We start from the raw sequence: 20,733 nt of genomic DNA on the forward strand, positions 1-20,733 counted from the left end.
AATCAAAAGTAGCTTGAGCGATTCTACTAAATCATTAAAGAAATAGAGTGGTCTAATTGCTTTATAAAAGTTCAGCAAAAAAGTGTGAATCCCGTTAGAATATCAAGCCTTGAATAGGTGAAAATGAAAGCATGATTGGGCATCAGCGAAGCATAATGGCGGCAATGGGAATTGATGTATGGATTCCTCAGGCGGCACCGTGTCAGCAATTTAGCTCAAATATTTGGCGAGATCAGGCGGCTCCTGAAATAGTCTCTGAAATTCTACTCAAAAATGCGCCTCAGCCAACGCCTGTTCCATCACAGACTGAGCTTAAAAAGAACGTTGATGTTGTTATAAATCAACCTGTAGAAGCACCTAAAGATGAACCTAAGGGTGTTGAGCCTGTTGAAGTTCGTCCGATTGTTCAAATCCCTTCGTTTAACTTAGAAGCCATCTGTTTAATGCACTGTGTCATTGTCATTGATGCCACAGAATTAACGGCAGAGCAGCAAGTTTTGTGGAGCAATATTCAGCGCGCAGTCAGTGCCGATTTCTTTGCTTTACAGTGGCCATTTGGTTGGGTGAATTTGCAAGATGGTCGTGGTGCAGCATCTTATGTACAAGGTTTTATCGATGCGATGAGCTTGGATAAAAATGTCATTTGCCTAGGCGATATTCCGCATTTAGAGCATGCGAAGGTGTATCCATTGGCATCTTTGCAGCAAATGATTGAACAGCCTTTATTGAAAAAACGCCTATGGCAATTTATGCAAAAAAAAAGTAGTGGTTTTTAGTCAAATAGATCAAGAAATAATTCAACGTTTAGAACAGCAATTTAAAGTTTTCCAAATTAGCCCTAAATTGGGCGATGTGAATCAGCAAATTCTTGAGCATTCAAAAGATGCTGACGCCATGATTGGTGCGGGACGTTTGTTGAATGCTTCAAATTTAGCCCATGCATCACAATTAAAAGTCATCTCAAGTGTAAGTGTAGGTTATGACAACTATGATCTAGCATTTTTAAATCAAAAAAATATCTGGTTGAGTCATACACCACATGTGTTGACAGAAACTACAGCAGATTTAGCATTTACCTTATTGATGAGTGCGGCACGTAAAGTGCCTGTATTGGATCAATGGACCAAACAAGGGCAGTGGAAGCGTACAGTGGGCCCTGAGCAATTTGGCATGGATGTCTTTGCAAAACTATTGGTATTATTGGCTTAGGACATATTGGCGCAGCCATTGGGCGTCGTGCTCGCTACGGCTTTAATATGAATGTACTCTATCATAATTGCCGAGAAAAAATTGAATTGGCTGAATCGTTATCAGCGCAATATTGCCATTTGGATGATTTGTTGCAACGTGCTGACTTTGTGGTCGTTGCAGTGGATTTAAATGCAGAATCGAAAGCTTTAATTGGTGAACGTGAGTTGGCCTTGATGCAATCGTATGCGGTATTGGTCAATATTTCACGCGGTTCAGTGATTGATGAAGCCGCATTAATCGATGCATTAAGTCGTGGTCAAATTTTTGCAGCAGGCTTAGATGTTTATGAGCAAGAGCCGCTTCAAGAATCGCCATTATTTACATTAGCCAATGTCGTGACATTACCCCATGTGGGTTCAGCAACAGCGGCAACCCGTAAACGTATGGCAGAGTTGGCTTATCAAAATCTAGTGGATGTTTTGGTACATGAGCGCGCGCCACGCTATGTGGTCAATCCAAAATTTGAATAAACAATCACAACAGTTTTCTCCATAATTCACCAAAATTCAATGCTATATTCGATGAAGTACGAATATGAAATTTAGAGAATAGACTTTGAAAAAGATTTTACTGGCATGTGGTCTCGGGCTTTGTTCGACATTGGCGCAGACGCAGTCCGTAGATTTTAGTTCATCCCCACAATTTTCTGTGCCTGAAATAGGTAGTGGCGTCGGCTTGTTGGATCAACAAAAAGAACGTGTCATTGGTGAGAAAGTGTATCGTGAGGTGCATCGTCAACTTCCTGTGACTGAAAATCCGTGGATGGAAGATCGTCTTTTATCTGTCTTTACGCATATTTTGAGCCAAACCCAACTCAACCAACCGGTCGGTTTGTTATTAATTAATGATCCACAAATTAACGCTTTTGCTGTGCCGGGAGGTTTATTTGCATTAAATGCTGGATTAATTAATTCAGCTCGCAACATGGATGAAGTGGCAGGGGTGATGGCGCATGAAATTGCACATGTCTCACAACGTCATTACAGTCGTTCACAAGAAGCTTTTAAAGGGCAAGGTTTATTGTCACTAGCCGGTATTTTGGTCGGAGCCTTGGTGGCCTCACAGGCAGATGGTGATGTAGGTGCGGCTGTAATGATGGGTTCACAAGCCGCTTTGATGGATAAACAGCTAACCTATAGCCGCAATCAAGAACGTGAAGCAGACCGCATCGGGATGCAGTATATGTACCGTGCAGGATACAATCCGCAAAGCATGGCTGACTTTTTTGAAGTGATGCATCGCTCTACGAGTCGAGTGAGCTTTCTGCCTGATTTTTGGTTGACACATCCTTTAACCACGGAACGTATGAGCGAGGCGCGCTTACGTGCCAATCAGTTGCCTCAAGTTAAAACTAGTTTGGTTGATCAAGATTTTGAAATTCTGCGCTGGTATAGTCGAGTATTGTCAGGTCAGGCGACTGAATTGCAATTAAATGCGATGGTGGCGCAAAAGAATTATGCAGCTGAGTTGGCTTTGGTGAGCTTGCATATTAAACAAGGCGACTTTAGTGCTGCTCAAAAGTTATTGAATGAAGCGGCAAAACAAAATGCATCGCATGCACTTTTTACTATTTTGCAGACCGATGTGCTGTTGGGACAAAACAAAGCGGCTGAAGCCGTGAACGCTGTGAAAAGTTCGGCAATCATCATGCCTGAAAATCGTGCATTAAATTATAAATATGCAGAGGCTTTGATTCGAAACAAAGAATATGCACAAGCACAACTGATTCTACAGCGATTTTTACAAGCAAATCCGCGTGACTTGAGTGGTTGGCGACTGATGTTGCAAATGGCTGATGCAGACAAAGATGCAAGCTTCCGTTCGGTCAATGTGCTGCGCTATCGAGCTGAAGTAGAGTATTGGGGTGGGGATGAAGAACGCGCGATTAAATCTTTGCTACAGGCGCAGCGCATCGCCAAAGACTCGAAAAGTCTTTCTGCGAAAATCAAGCAACGTGTAGACGAAATGCAAAATGAACGGAAATTAAAAATATAAAGATTTCAAATGTGATGCACTTATCTATGTCGATTATAAAGTGCAAATTGTAGTTTTAGTGGCTTGGATTAATCAGTGTAAACTAGCTGGATGTAAAATGTTTATGATTAAGAACTTACAAATGAAAAATATGATTTTGGCGGCCTGTCTGTTGGGCTTAGCAACGAATATTGCAGCAGCGAGCGCAGAGCAATATGTGATCGCTGTGAATGATATTAACGAAAAATATAAAACCGATGTACGACAATTTTTTAGTCAGTTAGACCCACAGCAACAGGGATTTAAAGCAGACCAGCAAGTGAAATACTGCGGTATTGTTCAGACTTATGTAAATGATCTATATCGTGCTGCAGACGAAAATCGTGCATTTTTAGATCGTGAGTACCGTAATATGAATAAGCAGGATGTGATTCAGCAGGTGATCGCATCAAAAGAGATGCAATTATTAAAAAAATATAATGTGCAATGTACCCTAAATTAAAAATAAATTTATAAGCATTTTAAATCATCACGAGAAACTGAATAAAAATGAAACTCAATGATTTTGATATGCGTCATGGCAGAATTACGCTTCAGTTGATTCAGCGTCACGATGCAAAAGCACTTTATGAGGCGATCTGTCAAAGTATAGAAACCTTACGAATGTTTCCTGCAAGTTTGGCTTGGTCTTTACAAGAACCTAATTTAGATGCTTCATTGGCATTTTGTGATTCGAGAGTGTTGGCTGCGTTAAATCAGGAAAATTTTGTTTATGTGATTCGTGAGCAACAGTCGCATAACTTTTTAGGTGTCATGGATATTCATCAAATCAATTGGTTGGAAAACCAAGCTGCTGTTGGATTTTGGGGAAATGTTGAATTTAAAGGGCAGGGTTTGATGACTGAAGCCTTGCAGTTATTTGTGGATCAATTATTGAATGATCTGGGATTTCAGCAATTAAATGCTTTTGTAGATGCAGAAAACAAGCAAGCACGACGTCTATGTGAACGAGCAAATTTTAGATTGATTGAAATCGAACAAGCTGCAATTCAAAATCCAGTAGATGGAAGTTGGCGAGATATTTGTAAGTATGAAATCGTTAGATGATAAAGAAAAATAAATGATGTATGGATTTGAATTTTTTTTGAATTTGGATAATTTGGCTATTTAAGTCATCAGCGTACTTAAATAGACCAAATCAAACAATATAGATGAAAGATTAAGAGAGTTTCGCTTTAATTTTAGCTGAAACTTGTGCAGGATCGGCACGTCCGGCTATGAGCGGACGTAGAGAGTTCATCACCTTACCCATATCTTTCATGCTAGTAGCTTCTTGCGCAGTAATCGTTTGCGCAATGATGGAATCAAGTTCTTCCTCAGTCATAGCTTCTGGTAGAAATTGAGATAACACCTCAATCTCGGCTTGTTCCTTACTAGCTAAATCATCTCGGTTTGCACCTAAAAAGGCTTTAACCGATTCTTTGCGTTGTTTGATTTGCTTTTCAATGACCGCAAGAACTTGCTTATCGTCAAGCTCTATGCGCTCATCGACTTCGATTTGCTTGATTGCTGCCTGTAGACTACGTATTACCGTTAACTTATCCATTTCTTTAGCACGCATAGCGGCTTTTAAAACTTCAGTTATTTGGTTTTTTAAAGTAGTCATTTATCTTGTCCAGGTTAGTCAATCAATCACAAATTAATCTTAGTAAAGGCGAGTAGTACGTACTGATTCGCGAGCCAATTTCTTTTGGTAGCGTTTAACAGCAGCAGCTTTTTTACGTTTACGTTCTTGAGTTGGTTTTTCGTAGAATTCACGTTTACGAACGTCAGCAAGAACACCTGCTTTTTCGCATGAACGTTTGAAACGACGGATAGCTACGTCTACTGGTTCGCCTTCTTTCAATTTAACTTGTGGCATGAAGAATCCTCATTAAGTTATGGATAAGATCTCGGGTCGAATTACCCTTGATCACAAGTGAAGGTCAGTATTTTACTCATTTACATCTCATATCACAAGTCTATAATAGGTTTCGCAATATTTTGAAATGGGCAAAAGGCAGTTTAATGATCGTTTTAGGCTTGGAAACTTCGTGTGATGAAACAGGACTCGCACTCTACGATAGTGAGCAAGGATTACGCGGACAAGTATTGTATAGCCAAATCAAACTGCATGCAGAATATGGTGGTGTGGTACCTGAATTAGCTTCACGTGACCATGTGCGTAAGTTAATTCCGTTATTAAAACAATTGCTTGAAGAAAGTCAGATGGATAAATCTGAAATTGATGCCATTGCATATACTCGCGGGCCGGGCTTGATGGGTGCATTAATGACAGGCGCATTGTTTGGTCGTACATTGGCATTTGCACTGAATAAACCTGCAATTGGTGTACATCATATGGAAGGTCATATGTTGGCGCCGCTGTTGTCTAAAACTCCACCAGAATTTCCATTTGTGGCACTTTTAGTCTCTGGCGGACATACTCAATTGATGGCTGCTTATGGAATTGGTCAATATGAATTATTGGGTGAGTCGATTGATGATGCAGCAGGTGAGGCATTCGATAAAGTCGCTAAAATGATGGGTCTACCATACCCAGGTGGTCCAAATATTTCGAAATTGGCGATCAATGGCGACATCAATGCCTTTGAATTTCCACGTCCAATGCTACACCAAGGCTTAGATTTTTCATTTAGTGGTTTAAAAACTGCCGTTTCAGTTCAATTGAAAAAAGTTGAAGGCGAAGGTCGTGAGGCGGATATCGCTGCATCTTTCCAAGAAGCGTTGGTTGATACATTGGTGAAAAAATCAGTCAAAGCCTTAAAACAAACTGGTTTAAAACGTTTAGTTATTGCCGGCGGTGTAAGTGCAAACAAGCGTTTACGTGAGCGCTTAGAAGCTGACGTGGCAAAAATCCGTGCAAATGTGTTTTATGCAGAACCTGCACTGTGTACAGATAATGGCGCAATGATTGCGTTTGCAGGTTATCAGCGTCTTAAAGCGGGTCAGTATGATGGTTTGTCTGTTACAACTACACCGCGTTGGCCGATGACGGAATTAAGTAATCCAAACGAAGCGTAAAAATCGTTAAAAAAAGAACCGCATTTGCGGTTCTTTTTTTAATCTAAATTTGAAAATAACTGCGCGCTGCTGATTTTTCGCATAAATCCTGCACGTTTTAATGCCAATGTCACCATGTTGGTATTGCAAGATTGAATGCCTTCAAAATTACCAAGATCTTCTGTAATGAGTTTCCATAAATCACTTGAATCATTACATAGGACATGCCAGAAAAATTGTGAATCTCCACTAATGCCAAATAGGCAGCGTGTGTTTTTAAGTTCAGACAAGGTCTTGGCAATTTGATTTGCTGCATCTGGACGAGCTTTAATCAAAATAATCGCTTCGGACTTATAGCCCATCAAACTGGGTTCTACATCGACACGAATGTTGAAAATGCCTTCTTCCAATAAATCATTCAATAATTTCTGAGTTTTATGTTCACTGAGTTCGATTTGCTCTGCCAAACTTTTAATAGATGAACGCCCATCAATAGACAGAGCATGAATCAGTTTTAACTCTATTTCAGTCAAACTTCTAAAATTGACGTTTTTATCGCTTGTACCTTCTAAAGCTTTGGGTTTGCTGGCCCAAGTAAATGGTTTTAATACGGCTTGGGTTTCTACGGTTTTAATATCCGGAATATGCGTAACAAAATCATGCATCCAAACAGAGAGATCGGCGGCCTTTTCTAATCCAATTTCAAGGAAAATATCGGCAAGTCCTGTGGTTAGAAAAACAATGCGTACTTCTGGACGGTTTGCAAAAAATTGCGCAACTTCTTTTTCCTTCCCAAATTTCACACTGATCCAGACATGAACGGTGTAACCCTTATTAACAACCACAGGATTTAATTCAATTGCAGTTCGTATAACTTGGTCATCTAGCAACTTACCTAGACGTCGAGACAACTTTTTTTCAGGGACATCACTAATCTGGCTCAGTTCTCGCCATGATCCTCTCGGATTGGAGATAAGAGCTTTGATGCATGCAGTATCGATTTCGTCGAAACTAAAAGATTCACTCATGATGATTGACTTGTCTAAAAACTAATTATAATCTAAATTTAAGTCTAGAAAATAAAATAAAACCTGTATTTATGTCTAAATATTAAATGAGACGCTTATGGATGAGTCAAAAATGCAAAACTCAATTTCCACACAAGGAAATGTATCACAAAAGAAAGTTATTCTTGCAGGAACTGTAGGAAATGCTATTGAATGGTTCGATTGGACGATTTATGCAACTTTTGCAGTATTTTTCGCGAAACAATTTTTCCCTTCAGATGATCCAACTGCATCCTTGCTTGCGACCTTCGCAATTTTTGCTGTAGGTTTCTTCATGCGCCCATTAGGTGGAATCGTATTGGGTATCTTTTCTGACCGCTATGGTCGAAAAGCAGCTTTGGCCGCAACCATCATAATGATGGCAGGTGGTTCTTTGATGATAGGTCTTTCACCAACCTATGAATCAATTGGTATTTTTGCGCCGATTATTTTGGTATTAGCGCGATTACTTCAGGGTTTATCTTTGGGTGGTGAGTTCGCTTCAGCGGCAACTTATCTTTCAGAGATGGCACCGAAAAATAAACGCGGATTCTATTCAAGCTTTATGTTTTTCAGTTCAGCGATTGGTATTTTGATGGCCTCAGGTCTTGCTTGGGCTTTAACAAGTACTTTAACTGAAACGCAAATGAGCGAATATGGATGGCGTATTCCGTTTATTTTGGGTGCGATTGGCGGCTTGGTGGGTATGTGGATTCGTAAATCAGTACCTGATAGCGAAATAACCCATAAAAAAGAATCAGTAAAAAATCCTTTGGTTGTACTGGTTAAACGTCATCCGAAAGAAACGCTTCGTATTGTGGGTATTTCTATCTTAACAACATTTGCATTCTATATTTTTGTGGTCTATGTCCCGACCTATGCCATTAAAGTTTTAGGCGCAGAGCCACAAACAGCCTTTGCTGCAAATACTGTTGGCTTAATTATCTTTATGTTGTGTCAGCCTGTGTTTGGCTGGCTATCAGACAAAATTGGGCGTAAACCACAGTTGATCGTATTTGCCGTGGGATATTTAGTGTTCTTTTATCCAATCATTAAATGGATGGATGGTACTTTTGTATCTATTTTATTGGTCGAGCTTTTTGGCTTGGTTTTATATGCTTTATATACAGCCATTGGCCCAGCAGTCATGTCTGAACAGTTTCCGACAGAAGTTCGTGCAGTTGGCATTGGCGCACCCTACAACTTGATGGTGGCTTTACTCGGCGGCACAACACCGTATGTGCTAACTTGGCTACAAAGTATTGGTAAACAAGATTATTTCTACTTTATGGTATTGGTTGGCGCATTATTAACATTAATCACATTTATGAAAATGCCTGAAACGGCAGGAAAAGGTTTGGAAGATATAAAATGAATATTGTGAATTTATCTGCACTTGAGCTTGGTCGCCAGATTGCCTGCAAAAAGATAACTTCAGTAGAGACAGTTCAATTTTATATTGATCGAAACCAAACATTTAAACATCTAGATTGTATTTCGGAATTATTCGAAATCGAGGCTTTGCAACAGGCACAACATTTAGATGAGTTGCTTCAGCAAGGCACACGATTGAGTCCATTTCATGGTGTGCCAATTTTACTAAAGGATAATCTGGATGTAGCGGGTCATATCACCTATGCAGGTACGATTTATTTAGATCAAAAAGCGCAAGCGAACTGTAAACTGGTTGATCAATTGCAAGATTTAGGTTTTGTGATTTTAGGTAAAACTAAAATGACCGAGTTGGCTTTTGGTTTGTCTGGTCAAAATCCAATGCAAGGCACACCTAAAAACCCGTGGGCAGAGCAGCAATTTGCACCGGGTGGATCATCTTCAGGTTCAGCGGTTGCTGTGGCTAGTGGTCTTAGTCCTATGGCCTTTGGTGGTGATACAGGTGGTTCGATTCGTACACCAGCAGCATTAAATGGCATATTTGGTTTTAAACCTTCAGCCCATAAAATTGCCGACACGGGTGCAGTACCTTTATCCAAAACTTTAGATACTCTAGGGCCTTTTGCACGATTTGCAGATGATATTAGCGCTTTAGTCAATGTATTGATGGATGTAGATGTTGGAGCGGCATCAAGTCAAAATGTAATTTATGCTTTAGATGAATCTGCATTTCCATATCCGCTTGAGCCTGAGGTATTAACCCTTTGGCGCGAAGGGCTAAAACGCATTGAATCATTGGGAATCGAAATTAAAAACTGGCAACCACCTGCACATTTCGATTTTCATGATTTATCGGACCGGACGTCTGACATTATTGCTTATGAAAGTTATTTATATCATGGCGATACAGCTGAAAATGCTGAAACACAGATGTGGGAATTAGTTCGTCAGCGTGTGCTGCGCGGTAAGAGTGTTACACAGGAAAAATACGAGTCATTGATTGCACAGCGAACTGAGTTTCAGCAAACATTTAAAGCTTCTTTAAATGGTCAATGTTTGCTGTTTCCAGTGAGCCCATTCCTTGCAGCTGTGTCTAGCTCAATGGATATCGAGTTTAGTCATGTGGGTGAATACACGCGTCCATTTAACTATTTAGATGCACCAAGTTATGCTTTTCCAATGGCTCAAAGTGAAAGCGGACTGCCGATGGGTATTCAGTTGGTTTCATATCAAGCTAATGATATTAATGTGGTAAACACAGTGCAGAAAATTGTCAATGGTTTAGGTATTCGTTCTGTGCTTCCACCTATTTGTCAGAATTAAAGAATCATTTGTCATATTCAATTATAAAGAACCGCTATTGCGGTTCTTTTTTTATTTAGTTTTTTGGCTCTAGGCTTGTTTAAGTTGTTCTGACCCAATCCAATGCTTTGAAAACTGATAAGCAGCACGCCCCGAACGTTGCCCACGACCTTGACACCAACGTAGTGCCTCAGCACGCGCTTCATCTGTCCATGGCATTGCAGCTTTAGCCAAATAATGTTCAACAATTTCTAAATATAAATTTTGATCCATTGGGTAAAACGACAGCCACATCCCAAAGCGGTCAGAAAGAGATATTTTTTCTTCAATCGCTTCCTGTGGGTGGAGCTCGGTATATTGAGGAACATCTACCTTAGTTACAGGTGTATTTTCATGCATGAATTCAGGCAATAAATGACGACGGTTACTGGTAGCATAAATAATAAAATTACTTGAACCTGATTGTAATGAACCGTCCAAAACACTTTTTAAACTGCGATAGTTTTCATCTTCAGCATTGAATGCCAAATCATCACAATACACGATAAATTTTTCAGGGCGCTTTTCAATTAACTTTTGGATTTCTGGCAAATCAGATAAATCATCACGCTCAATTTCAATTAAACGTAAACCTTGATCTGCATAATGGGTCAGTAGGGCACGGACGATGGATGATTTACCTGTACCACGAGAGCCAGTGAGTAAAACATCATTGGCAGGTAAGCCTTTTATAAACTGTAAAGTGTTTTGAATCACTTTTTCTTTTTGACGCTCAATTCCTTTTAAGTCTTCTAAATACATGACTTTGGGCTGTTGAATGGCTTTAAGCTGTTTATCTTGCCATTTGAACGCGATACTCGAAAAATCGGGTGCTTGTTTAAGCTCAGGCAAACTGTGCTGTAGTTGTAACAGTACAGTAGATAGCGATTGAAGGATGTTGTCAGGTAAATCAATTGTAGCCATGATAAGTCAGCTTGTCGTGTCTTGTTGTTGGTTAGTATATGACAGCAGTGTACATCAATAATGCAGTTATAATCGCCTAAATATGTCAAAGTTTAATGATTGTTCTGGGAGATCAGCGCTATTCGAACAACCAAAAAGTTGTTATAAATCTAGCTGAGTGAACAGTTTAAAGTGTGCTGAGGGATAGTCATGTTGTTTACAGGGTTTTCAAAAAGTATTAATCCACATCAGGCATATCGGATAAAAAAATTAAAGCGTCAGCTCGACCGTGCTGAATGTTATGAAGAATGGAAAGATATCGCACTTAAAATAGACGAAGAATCGGGTGCGCAAGAATGGAAATTCGATAATAGTTCACCGTATTTTGATGCAGAAATTATTACTCATCGTTTAGGGTTGCTGAGACGATATCGAGCTCAGAAACGTACTCGAGATTTGATGTATATTTTAAGTGAAGGTTTAACTTATGATGTGGGCAATATTGCCCATCCCTTGCTGTTTACAGTAGCCTACGTCGGCACCAAAAAAATTATTGAAGACTATGTTGATGAGGTGAGTCAAAGTTTGGCTTTTATCGCATCCGAAGAATGCGTTTGTCTCAATGCCGCACAAAAAATTGAATTTTTTGAACAAAGCCAAAAAGCGTATGGTCAACCTGTTTTGATGTTTTCAGGCGGTTCAACTTTAGGTTTGTTTCATACCGGTGTGTGTAAAGCACTGATGGAACAAGATTTAATGCCAAAAGTTCTGTCTGGTTCCAGTGCTGGCGCCATTATGACCGGGATGTTGGGTGTATCTAAACCGTCAGAATTTACCAATTTATTAAACGGACAAAACTTCTTTAGTGAGGCATTTCACTTCCGTAAATTGACTGAATTAGTGCAGGGTAATGGCGGTTTGGCAGATGTAAAATATCTGAAAAAGTTTTTGGTTGAAAACTTAGGTGACTTAACTTTTGCCGAAGCATATAAGCAATCAGGTTTACATATCAATGTGGCAGTTGCACCTTATGATGCATCACAAGATGCAAGAATTATGAATGCCTATACATCACCAGATTTGTTGGTATGGAGTGCGGTGCTGGCATCATGTGCAGTGCCTATTCTATTTCCACCGGTACGACTGACCAGTAAGCGTTATGACGGGCAATTTACGCCATATATGTCGGCAACGCGTTGGGTAGATGGGAGTGTGCGCAGTGATTTCCCACAGGAGAAAATGGCGCGTTTATATAATATTAATTACAGTATCGCCAGTCAGGTCAATCCGCATATTGTGCCGTTTATGCAGGATGATGTTTCACGCTTTCGTAAAAGTATGTTGAGTTGGCCTGAGCGGATCGTTCGTCGTCAAGGTAAGGTGATTAGTAAAGGGGTGATGGATTTTGCCCGTGAGCGTGCAGGAAGTATTCCACCTGTTAGACGTTTGCTTGATCACGGTTATGGCGTGGTGGATCAGCGTTACTATGGCGATGTCAATATTGTTGGTAAATATGGCTTAAGACACTATAGTTATATGTTGCAAAATCCTCGACCTTATCTGTTTAAGGTCTTGCAGCGTGAAGGTGAAAGAGCGACATGGCCGAAGATTTCATTAATCGAAACGCAAGCTCGCATCGGTAAGACCATTCAGCATTGTTTGGAATTATTAAATTATCAAAATGAACCCAGTCAACGACATGCAGAGTTTATTGCAGTTTAAATCCACGGATTTAACGCAAATCATTTATGAGCCAAAAACCAAATCCAAAAGTTTGGTTTTTGGCCGTCGTCTATATCAATTTCAATTCAATCAACAACTTTATTGGCTCAAGGCGCAAGTCAGTGACAGCAGCCTTGAACATGTAGCTAGTTTTGGTCATGAAATTGAGCTGTACCAGCTATTCAATCAAGCGTCTACACAAAACAGTATCACGCTACCTTTTCAAGTGATAAAACAGTCGTATCTCAGTATTCAGCAAGAGCCTATTGATCGCTTATTAATACTGCCGAATGCTGAGCCTTGGTTCTTACAGCCTGCATCGAGTTTGAGCATCGAACAGGTGAGGCAGGTGCTATGGCAAGCTCTCGATGTGGTTGAACGATTAAGCTTGCACGGTTGGATACATGCAGATTTAAAACAAGAGCATTTTGTGGATTGGCAAGGGCGGTGCAGACTCATCGACTTTGAGCAAGCGCTACCATTAGATTTTGATCAGCAAAATGCCTTAACTGCGACACCACGTTATATGGCTCCAGAACTTTTCCATGGACAAGCGAAATCTTTGCACAGTGATATCTATGCGCTGGGGATTATTTTCTTGGAATGGCTGACATCACAGCGTTTAGAGGCGAAAAACTATCAAGATTGGGCCTATTTACATTGCCAACGCTTAAAGCTTGATCTGCCAATGCAATATCAAGGGTTTAGTCAGCTATTGCAACACATGTTGATGAAGCAAAAAAATGACAGATTGGTGGATTTTTATCGCTTAAAAAGCGACTTAGTTGCTGAATTTGCTTAAGAAAAATACAAAAAAAGCACTATTGTTTTTTATTTAAACAAACAAGATGCTTTTTTATAAAAAAGGCTTGTCATGTAGGGGTGATCTCTATAATATACACAGCCATCGGGGACGTGGCGAAATTGGTAGACGCACTGGATTTAGGTTCCAGCGCCGCGAGGTGTGAGAGTTCGAGTCTCTCCGTCCCCACCACTGAATTACTAAACATGAGTTTGGTAATGAAGGTTACAGAGGATTGGTGTAATGGTAGCATGACGGTCTCCAAAACCGTTCGTCAAGGTTCGAATCCTTGATCCTCTGCCAAGTTTTAAAAAGTCTGACATTGTCAGCAACCCTGTTGGGGACGTGGCGAAATTGGTAGACGCACTGGATTTAGGTTCCAGCGCCGCGAGGTGTGAGAGTTCGAGTCTCTCCGTCCCCACCACTTAATTTATTAAGTTGCCAAATAAACAGGTTTTTAAAACAAATTAAAGTCTGACATTGTCAGCAATCCTGTTGGGGACGTGGCGAAATTGGTAGACGCACTGGATTTAGGTTCCAGCGCCGCGAGGTGTGAGAGTTCGAGTCTCTCCGTCCCCACCATTAGATTAAGCAAGGTTTTATACCTTGCTTTTTTGTTTTTGAAATTCGAAAAAAATCAGTGTCTCAAACGTGGTTTTTTTGAAGACATAATCTAATGAAATAAATCTAATGAAAGATGATGAACCAGGAGATACAGCAAGATGTCTAATCTTGCTTTTTTATTGTCTGAAATTTAAATCAATAAAAATGTGTCAGCAACATCAAAGGTAAAAAAAAGCCCGCATATACGGGCAAGTTTTTTAAATGCGGATTCGAATCAATCGAATTAAATCATTTATTTCAAATCGTTCGAATAAATTATAGAGAAGATTATGCCTTTAAATGATCTTCAAACTCTTCACCGAGCTGCATGGCCAAAGCATTACCAGACAAATCTACAGTCACTAAACCATATTCTTTTTTAAAACTGAATGTAAATCCACGATTATCTGCCAGTGTACGAACAGAATATCCTAACTTTTCTAACCAAAGACGGAAGGCAACTAAATTTTTTGCTTTAACCACTTTTTTCACGAGCGAACTCCTTATCAATCATTAAAATATTAAATAGGGGTGTCAAAATATTTTTTAAAGGGGAAATGGAAAACTTTTTTTAAAATATGAAATTTTGATGGATAAATAAACAGATTATCGGCTTGTAAACTGTATAAATTCATTTAACTCGCTGTTTTATAACAAGCTAAACTTAATGTAAGTAAATATAACGTATTTTAGAAATTTGGGTTTTAACTGCTGGCTTAAAATCTATCCTATGCGTATAGAGAAGCTGTGTGCAAAATAAGCGATGACTTAACTTAGAAAGTATAGTGGATTAGGTGTGCAGTATTGATTGCAAATAAAGACTTGTTCACAGCCAAATTAACTGGATAGGTGAGCATGCAAAGCTATTTCTCATCAAGATTTGTCGAAATGCTTTTATACTATGTCCCATTGATATAAATAGATTGAATGCATGCAAAACATTGAGCACGATGTCAAAGCAAAAATTGAACAGATGCAACAAGCGGGGCAGACGCCTATTGCGGTGATGCTTGGACATGAAGATTGGTTGGTCTTTTCGGAGCAATCCAAAGTGGCATATACGCCTTTTGGCAGTGCGCGACTTTATCAGCCTGCATTAGGTGGCTTATTGATGGTGCGTATCGATGAAATGCAAGCGGTTCGAGTTGTGACTCAAGCTGAATTGGACGAATTTGCTGCAAGCAATCAAATTTTATAAATATAAAATGATAAATCGACCCGAAACATTCATCACAAATAAAACAGTATATTTGTGATGAAATTTAAAATGCTTATACCTCTCAATCCAATTAAAAATTGTCTTTAAGTTCTCTTAAGCGCTGAAACGCTTCAACACTTTCTGCACGTAAAAATGGATTGGTTTCTAGTTCTAATTCAATGCTGCTTGGCAAAGTACATTTCCCGAGCATGCGTAGGGATTCAACCTCATCAAACCGCTGTTGTATGGCAAGGTTGTCAGGTTCAACATGCCGCGCAAACTGCGCATTCGATAGGGTGTATTCGTGAGTACAATACACTTGAGTTTCAGCAGGGAATGCGGCTATACGGTTCAAGGAATCGTACATTTGTTGAAAGGTGCCTTCAAATACACGTCCACAGCCCATAGCAAATAATACATCGCCACAGAAAAGTGTATGAATGTCATCGATAAAATATACGATATGACCGAGGGTGTGGCCGGGCGTTGCTGTTATTTCAACTTCAAGACCATGAAATTCAAAACGGTCATTATGATCGAGAGGAAAATTCACCCATGGAATACGGCTTAATTCTGCACGGGGGCCGTAAACGGCAATGTTTTTATTTTGAATAAGTTCAGGTACACCACCGACGTGATCTTTATGCCAATGCGTTAGCCAAATTTGCGTAAGATTGAGCTGATATACCTGACAATAGCGCTCGACCAAAGCGGCTTCAGTAGGATCTACTGCAATGACATCATGGCTTTCGGTGTGCTCAAGCAGCCAAATATAATTTTGCAGTGAATTTTTGACATCCAATGTATGTATTTTAAACGTCATATCCATTCATTCAATATTTTAAATTAAGTTAAAGTTAGCATGAAAATGCTCAAAAGGTATGATTATCGATTTTCAACCCTAAATAAACGACAGAGTTCATAGCGCTATTTTAGTCTGGTGTCTCGTCTACAGATACAGGATTACCAATGGTATAAAAGTGCCCGCCAGCAATATGGTGTAGGCTTTTCCATTCATCTGCTACTTCATGATAATACCAATGTCCGTTACGGAAGACGCGGTCGTCTGCATAGGCAGCAATGACTTCGCCAATAAACAGATCGTGCGCTCGTTGATTGTGCGGCTCAGGAATAAGTTTGCACAGTAGCCAAGCAGCATAACCTTCAACCACAGGAATATCTGAGGCATTAAATTGAAATAATTCCACGCCACATTGGCGTAATTTTTCTGGCGCATCACGTTGGCTCATCATGCCAAGTGCATAGACCAGTTTGAGTTGTTTCAGTGTTGGTACTTGTAAGGCGAAATAACCTGAATTTTCAATAATCTCACGTGTTTTAGTTGATTTATCCAGTACTACCGTCACTTTTGCAGGATTGAACTCTAAGGCGCATGCCCATGCCGCAGTCATCACACCGGTATGGGTTTGATCCTGAGCAGAGACGAGCACAGTCGGCCCATGATTTAAAAGTCGGTATGATTTTTCTAAAGGAACGGGGTGAATATGCGTTTTCAAAATTGTGCCTATATTTAAGTTCATCTAAAACTTAGATGTTTTATTAAAAAGTGTTGCTACATAGCATATAACGCATGAAATATTTTCAAAAGCCTTTAATATAAATCACTAAATCAGGAGTTCTATCAATGAAAATGTATCAAGTAGACGCATTTACCCAAGTGTTATTTAATGGCAACCCAGCGGCGGTTTTGGTGTTAGATGAATGGTTAGATGAACACTTGATGCAACAGATTGCTTTGGAAAATAATCTGTCTGAAACTGCATTTGTGAAAAAAATCGACAGCAGCAATTTTGAAATTCGTTGGTTTACACCGACCACTGAAGTGGATTTTTGTGGACATGCGACATTGGCCAGTAGTTATGTGCTTTTTGAGTTTTATACGGCTGAAAAAAATATCCAATTTCATGTCAAAAATCTCGGTATTTTTAGCGTAAATAAAGCTGAAGATGGAAAAATTCTGATGAATTTCCCTGTGCGTCGGGCACAGGTCGTGAGCGAATATCCTGAAGAGCTACGTCTAGGGTTGAGTCAACCTTTTAAGCAGGTTTATCTGAATGCGCAGGCGTATATCGTGGAATACGAAACGGCTCAACAGGTTTTGGATGAACAACCGAATTTTGAAATTTTAAAACGACTCGGCAAAATCCGCACCGCAATTACAGCGCCGGGTACGATTACTGATGTTGCAATCACTGCGGCAGCCCAGCAATATGACTGCATTTCACGCTATTTTGCACCGGGTAATGGCATCAATGAAGATCCTGTTACAGGTTCTATTCATACTGGAATCGTGCCTATTTGGGCAGAACGTCTAGAAAAACGTCAGATCTTAGCGTATCAAGCATCGAGTCGTGGTGGTGAGTTACACTGTCAAATGCTCGAAAATGACCGTATAGAAATCTCAGGCTATGCGTGTTTGTATATGCAGTCTGACATTTATATCTGAACATAAATCAAATACATGCTGTCTCATTCTGCAGCATGTATTTAATAAAAAGTAACTATTAATCCAGAAAAGCTCAGCATAAAATCAAAACCAATCTGATCGACAGCACTGCGCTGATCGATGCTAAATATAGAGGACACTTGAATTACATGCGTATTAAACATTTAACGCTTTCACTTTTTTTTGCAGGTTTAAGTACAAGCCTCTTTGCTCAACCTGTATTGGTTAAAACTGAACAAGCCATTGAAGAATATAAATTAGACAACGGTTTTCGTGTGGTTTTGGCGCAAAACGATAAAGAAAGCAAAGTGTTTATGAATACGGTGTATTTCACGGGTTCATTAAATGACCCTGAGGGCAAAGGTGGTTTAGCGCATTTGCTTGAACATTTGGCCTTTAAAGGCACTGAAAATGTCAAAGGTGATGAATTTCAGCGTCGCCTAGACCAATTCACGCTGATGACCAATGCCAGTACGGATTATTATTCAACGAAATACACCAATGTGATTCGTCCTGAACAAAGTTCAATCGATCAAGTTTTGCATTTAGAAGCAGAACGGATGGACAAATTGGTACTTCAGGAAAAATTTGTACCGACAGAAATTGATATCGTTAAGCGTGAACGTGAAATTCGTTTAGATCAGCCATTTTCAGTGTTAATCGACCAAGTTTTAAAAGAAGCCTATGGCAATCAATCTTTAGGCCGCTTACCGATAGGTGATTTGAAAGAACTTCAATCCATCAATATGAACGAATTAAACCAGTTCTATCGCCGTTGGTATGCGCCAAATAATGCAGTGATGGTGATTTCTGGTAAGTTTGATAAAGCTGCTGTATTAAAACAAATTGATCAACAATTTAGCCCAATTGCCGCACGCCAAATTCCTGAACAGGCCAAAGTCCCTAAATTAGATGGAACGAAATTAAAGCAACGCGAATTTACAGTTCATAAGGGCAGTGACTTTGGTAAATTTAATATTTATTTAAATGGTGCAGTCGAACCGATTAAAACCGCTTTGGCGGTATCTCCAACTTTGTATACCTTACAGCCAAGTGGGCATTTGTATCAAAGCATGGTGGAAACAGGGACAGCAACCGCAGTTCAATCCACCACATGGTTAGATAAAGATTTTAATTTGGTGTTTATGGGGGCGATATATGGCCCAAGTCATGATGCTAACAAAGTGGCAACCAGTCTGGCACAAGGTGTAGAGCAGAATAAAGCCTTTAATGACGTCGAGCTAAACCGTGTTAAAAGCTTGACTCGAAATATGGCTGACAATGTTAAGAATAGCGCTACGGCTCTTGGCGAACGTCTCAGTTCTTATACTGTGGCTTATAACGGGGACTGGTCTCAATATTTCCGAGACTTAGATAAAGTACAAAAGCTGAATGTAAGCGACGTGAATCAGGTGTATAAGGACTTTCTAAAGCCCGAATACCGTGTCACAGGAAATATTCTGCCTACACCTGAAGATCAAAAGAAAGCACAGCAACAGGCTGCGTCAAAACCTGCTGAAACTTTAGATCAGCAAGCGCCTGCAGAAGAGCCATTGAAAGATGCGAGTGTTTATCGTGCTGAAGTGAAGCAATATGTTGCAGAGTCTAAGCAATATTTAAATCAGAAAGAAAAACAGATTCTACGAGCTAAATTTAAAAACGGCATTCAGTATGCATTGTTTCCAACTAAAACACGTGACGACAAGACCTATGCTACGATTGCATTGGATTTTGGTACAGCGAAAAGCTTAATGAATAAAGGTGAGTTGCTAGATTTGACAGCTTATCTCATGTTCCGTGCATCTAAAGATCAAAGTTTGCAGCAAATTGCCGATAAAATTATTGATGTCGGTGGTGGTGCAACGGTTAGTGCAAATGATAATGGTCTCATGATTCAGGTGGTTGCACGTAAAGAAAAATTTGCTGATTTTTTGCAATATGTTATTGATGTTATTAAAAATCCAGCATTTGAACAGTCACAATTTGATTTAATTAAAGCGCAAAGTTTATCGAGTTTGGATCGACCTTATACAGAGCCGGATACCGTTGCTGCAATGACACTGTCGCGTATTGTCGAGATCTATCAGCCGGGGGATATTCGTTATCACTTCGAACCTGAACTTGCGAAAAAACAAATTGAGTCGGCTACACGTGATCAAGTGCAGCAGTTACATCAAAAATTCTTTAAAACACAGCATGCACAAATTGCGGTAACAGGTGATTTTGATACCAAGCAAATAGAAAAAATTCTGAAAAAAGAATTTGCAGATTGGAAAACCAGCGAGCCATATCAACGCTTAGAGTCTACATTTACAGCGTATCCTGCACAGAAAGTGCATGCATTGTCTGAACAGCGTGAGTTTGGTAGTTACCAAGCCATTATGACTCTACCTGTAGGTGTAGAGCATACCGATTCTCCTGCGTTACAAGTATTACGCCACATACTTGGTGATTCACAGTTGTCTTCACGTTTAGCTCAAGAGTTACGTGAAAAGAATGCACTGGTTTATGGTTTTAGTGCAGACATTAATTTTGATGAATGGGTGAATTCAGGTGTACTGAGTATTGATGCAAACTACACTGCGGGTAAATCAGCACAAGTTTCTCAGTCTGTTCATAAAGTTTTGCAAAACTTATTGAAAAATGGCGTGACGGAACAGGAAGTAGAAGCAGCCAAAGCCAGTATTTTGAAAAAGCGTTTAACTGCACTTGAAGATGACCGTCGCATTCATAGTATGTTGATTCCACAGTTAGAAAAAGGTCGTGATTTAAACTATCGTGAAAAGCGTGATCAACGCATTGCTAGTTTGACCAAAGCGGATGTTAATGCTGTCATCAAAAAATATATTCAACCTGAGCGTTTGGTTGAGGTGATGGCTGACCAATATGGTCAAGCTGTAAAATCTACTCAAAAATAAACTTAATAAAAAAATCCTCCATCTGGAGGATTTTTTTTGAGCTGCAATGGATA

The 20,733-nt window shown here is 39.7% G+C and carries 19 protein-coding genes, 4 tRNA genes and 1 pseudogene; 17 read left to right on the forward strand and 7 right to left on the reverse strand.

The annotated features are described in order from the left end of the window. The first annotated feature begins 131 nt into the window (after positions 1–131). From FTU16_RS07810 to FTU16_RS07830, 5 genes and pseudogenes are all read left to right on the forward strand, one after another. Positions 132–776: a hypothetical protein gene (locus FTU16_RS07810; protein ID WP_180163029.1), complete on the forward strand. Its 645-nt coding sequence runs from the start codon at positions 132–134 to the stop codon at positions 774–776. Beyond that, positions 766–1,721: pseudogene (locus tag FTU16_RS07815) on the forward strand (2-hydroxyacid dehydrogenase). The gene FTU16_RS07810 and the pseudogene FTU16_RS07815 overlap by 11 nt, the downstream one beginning before the upstream one ends. 85 nt (positions 1,722–1,806) lie before the next feature. After that, positions 1,807–3,246 carry a M48 family metalloprotease gene (locus tag FTU16_RS07820; RefSeq protein ID WP_180163030.1) on the forward strand — a complete coding sequence of 480 codons (1,440 nt, stop codon included), beginning with the start codon at positions 1,807–1,809 and terminating at the stop codon, positions 3,244–3,246. Positions 3,247–3,367: 121 nt separating this feature from the next. After that, positions 3,368–3,727, forward strand: a complete 360-nt coding sequence (locus FTU16_RS07825) for a hypothetical protein (protein WP_180026849.1) — start codon at positions 3,368–3,370, stop codon at positions 3,725–3,727. 47 nt (positions 3,728–3,774) lie between these two features. After that, the gene (locus FTU16_RS07830; protein WP_180163031.1) at positions 3,775–4,332 is read left to right on the forward strand and encodes a GNAT family N-acetyltransferase; all 558 of its coding nucleotides are present in this window, start codon (positions 3,775–3,777) and stop codon (positions 4,330–4,332) included. Positions 4,333–4,444: 112 nt separating this feature from the next. Here FTU16_RS07830 and FTU16_RS07835 read toward each other — a convergent pair whose 3' ends face one another. Both FTU16_RS07835 and rpsU read right to left on the reverse strand, forming a co-directional pair. Next, on the reverse strand, positions 4,445–4,891 hold the full coding sequence (locus tag FTU16_RS07835; protein ID WP_078193617.1) for a GatB/YqeY domain-containing protein: 447 nt from the start codon (positions 4,889–4,891) through the stop codon (positions 4,445–4,447). A gap of 39 nt (positions 4,892–4,930) precedes the next feature. Then, positions 4,931–5,146: a 30S ribosomal protein S21 gene (gene rpsU / locus FTU16_RS07840; protein ID WP_001136722.1), complete on the reverse strand. Its 216-nt coding sequence runs from the start codon at positions 5,144–5,146 to the stop codon at positions 4,931–4,933. Between the two features lie 146 nt (positions 5,147–5,292). On the opposite strand from rpsU, the gene tsaD reads away from it, so the two are divergent. Beyond that, positions 5,293–6,309 carry a tRNA (adenosine(37)-N6)-threonylcarbamoyltransferase complex transferase subunit TsaD gene (gene tsaD / locus FTU16_RS07845; RefSeq protein ID WP_180163032.1) on the forward strand — a complete coding sequence of 339 codons (1,017 nt, stop codon included), beginning with the start codon at positions 5,293–5,295 and terminating at the stop codon, positions 6,307–6,309. Between the two features lie 38 nt (positions 6,310–6,347). Here the strand turns inward: tsaD and FTU16_RS07850 are convergent, their stop codons facing one another. After that, entirely contained in the window at positions 6,348–7,316 is a 969-nt protein-coding gene (locus FTU16_RS07850) for an Lrp/AsnC family transcriptional regulator (protein WP_180163033.1), read from the reverse strand. 112 nt (positions 7,317–7,428) lie between these two features. On the opposite strand from FTU16_RS07850, the gene FTU16_RS07855 reads away from it, so the two are divergent. Further along, positions 7,429–8,709: an MFS transporter gene (locus tag FTU16_RS07855; protein WP_257227104.1), complete on the forward strand. Its 1,281-nt coding sequence runs from the start codon at positions 7,429–7,431 to the stop codon at positions 8,707–8,709. Beyond that, positions 8,706–10,049 carry an amidase gene (locus tag FTU16_RS07860; RefSeq protein WP_180163035.1) on the forward strand — a complete coding sequence of 448 codons (1,344 nt, stop codon included), beginning with the start codon at positions 8,706–8,708 and terminating at the stop codon, positions 10,047–10,049. Before FTU16_RS07855 ends, FTU16_RS07860 begins: the two co-directional genes overlap by 4 nt. A 69-nt stretch (positions 10,050–10,118) precedes the next feature. Here the strand turns inward: FTU16_RS07860 and FTU16_RS07865 are convergent, their stop codons facing one another. Beyond that, positions 10,119–10,991: an ATP-binding protein gene (locus FTU16_RS07865; protein ID WP_180163036.1), complete on the reverse strand. Its 873-nt coding sequence runs from the start codon at positions 10,989–10,991 to the stop codon at positions 10,119–10,121. 189 nt (positions 10,992–11,180) lie between these two features. Between FTU16_RS07865 and FTU16_RS07870 the strand changes: the two genes are divergently transcribed. The 6 genes from FTU16_RS07870 to FTU16_RS07895 all read left to right on the forward strand — a co-directional run bounded on the left by FTU16_RS07870 (position 11,181) and on the right by FTU16_RS07895 (position 14,076). Continuing rightward, positions 11,181–12,692, forward strand: coding sequence for a DUF3336 domain-containing protein (locus FTU16_RS07870; RefSeq protein WP_180163037.1), 1,512 nt, complete (start codon positions 11,181–11,183; stop codon positions 12,690–12,692). Beyond that, positions 12,670–13,494, forward strand: a complete 825-nt coding sequence (locus FTU16_RS07875; RefSeq protein ID WP_180163038.1) for a protein kinase — start codon at positions 12,670–12,672, stop codon at positions 13,492–13,494. The genes FTU16_RS07870 and FTU16_RS07875 overlap by 23 nt, the downstream gene beginning before the upstream one ends. A gap of 107 nt (positions 13,495–13,601) precedes the next feature. Then, positions 13,602–13,686: transfer RNA gene (locus tag FTU16_RS07880), tRNA-Leu, on the forward strand. A 37-nt stretch (positions 13,687–13,723) separates the two neighbouring features. Further along, positions 13,724–13,797 (forward strand) — tRNA-Trp (locus FTU16_RS07885). A gap of 36 nt (positions 13,798–13,833) precedes the next feature. Continuing rightward, positions 13,834–13,918 (forward strand) — tRNA-Leu (locus tag FTU16_RS07890). A gap of 73 nt (positions 13,919–13,991) precedes the next feature. Further along, a tRNA-Leu gene (locus FTU16_RS07895) sits at positions 13,992–14,076 on the forward strand. Between the two features lie 309 nt (positions 14,077–14,385). Here the strand turns inward: FTU16_RS07895 and FTU16_RS07900 are convergent. After that, entirely contained in the window at positions 14,386–14,589 is a 204-nt protein-coding gene (locus FTU16_RS07900; protein ID WP_078188846.1) for a hypothetical protein, read from the reverse strand. Positions 14,590–15,070: 481 nt separating this feature from the next. Between FTU16_RS07900 and FTU16_RS07905 the strand changes: the two genes are divergently transcribed. Next, positions 15,071–15,295, forward strand: coding sequence for a hypothetical protein (locus FTU16_RS07905; RefSeq protein ID WP_180163050.1), 225 nt, complete (start codon positions 15,071–15,073; stop codon positions 15,293–15,295). Positions 15,296–15,386: 91 nt separating this feature from the next. Here FTU16_RS07905 and gloB read toward each other — a convergent pair whose 3' ends face one another. Beyond that, on the reverse strand, positions 15,387–16,118 hold the full coding sequence (gloB, locus tag FTU16_RS07910; protein ID WP_180026842.1) for a hydroxyacylglutathione hydrolase: 732 nt from the start codon (positions 16,116–16,118) through the stop codon (positions 15,387–15,389). A gap of 109 nt (positions 16,119–16,227) precedes the next feature. Beyond that, positions 16,228–16,836 (reverse strand): flavin reductase family protein, encoded by a 609-nt coding sequence (locus FTU16_RS07915; RefSeq protein ID WP_180163039.1) that lies wholly within the window; start codon positions 16,834–16,836, stop codon positions 16,228–16,230. 104 nt (positions 16,837–16,940) lie between these two features. On the opposite strand from FTU16_RS07915, the gene FTU16_RS07920 reads away from it, so the two are divergent. Beyond that, a complete protein-coding gene (locus tag FTU16_RS07920; protein WP_180163040.1) occupies positions 16,941–17,762 on the forward strand; it encodes a PhzF family phenazine biosynthesis protein in 822 nt (273 codons plus the stop codon). Between the two features lie 149 nt (positions 17,763–17,911). Continuing rightward, the gene (locus tag FTU16_RS07925) at positions 17,912–20,680 is read left to right on the forward strand and encodes a pitrilysin family protein (RefSeq protein ID WP_180163041.1); all 2,769 of its coding nucleotides are present in this window, start codon (positions 17,912–17,914) and stop codon (positions 20,678–20,680) included. Positions 20,681–20,733 lie beyond the last annotated feature (53 nt).

Origin of the sequence: Acinetobacter sp. YH12069, assembly GCF_013419675.1 — a bacterium.
In the GTDB taxonomy this organism is placed as follows: domain Bacteria; phylum Pseudomonadota; class Gammaproteobacteria; order Pseudomonadales; family Moraxellaceae; genus Acinetobacter; species Acinetobacter amyesii.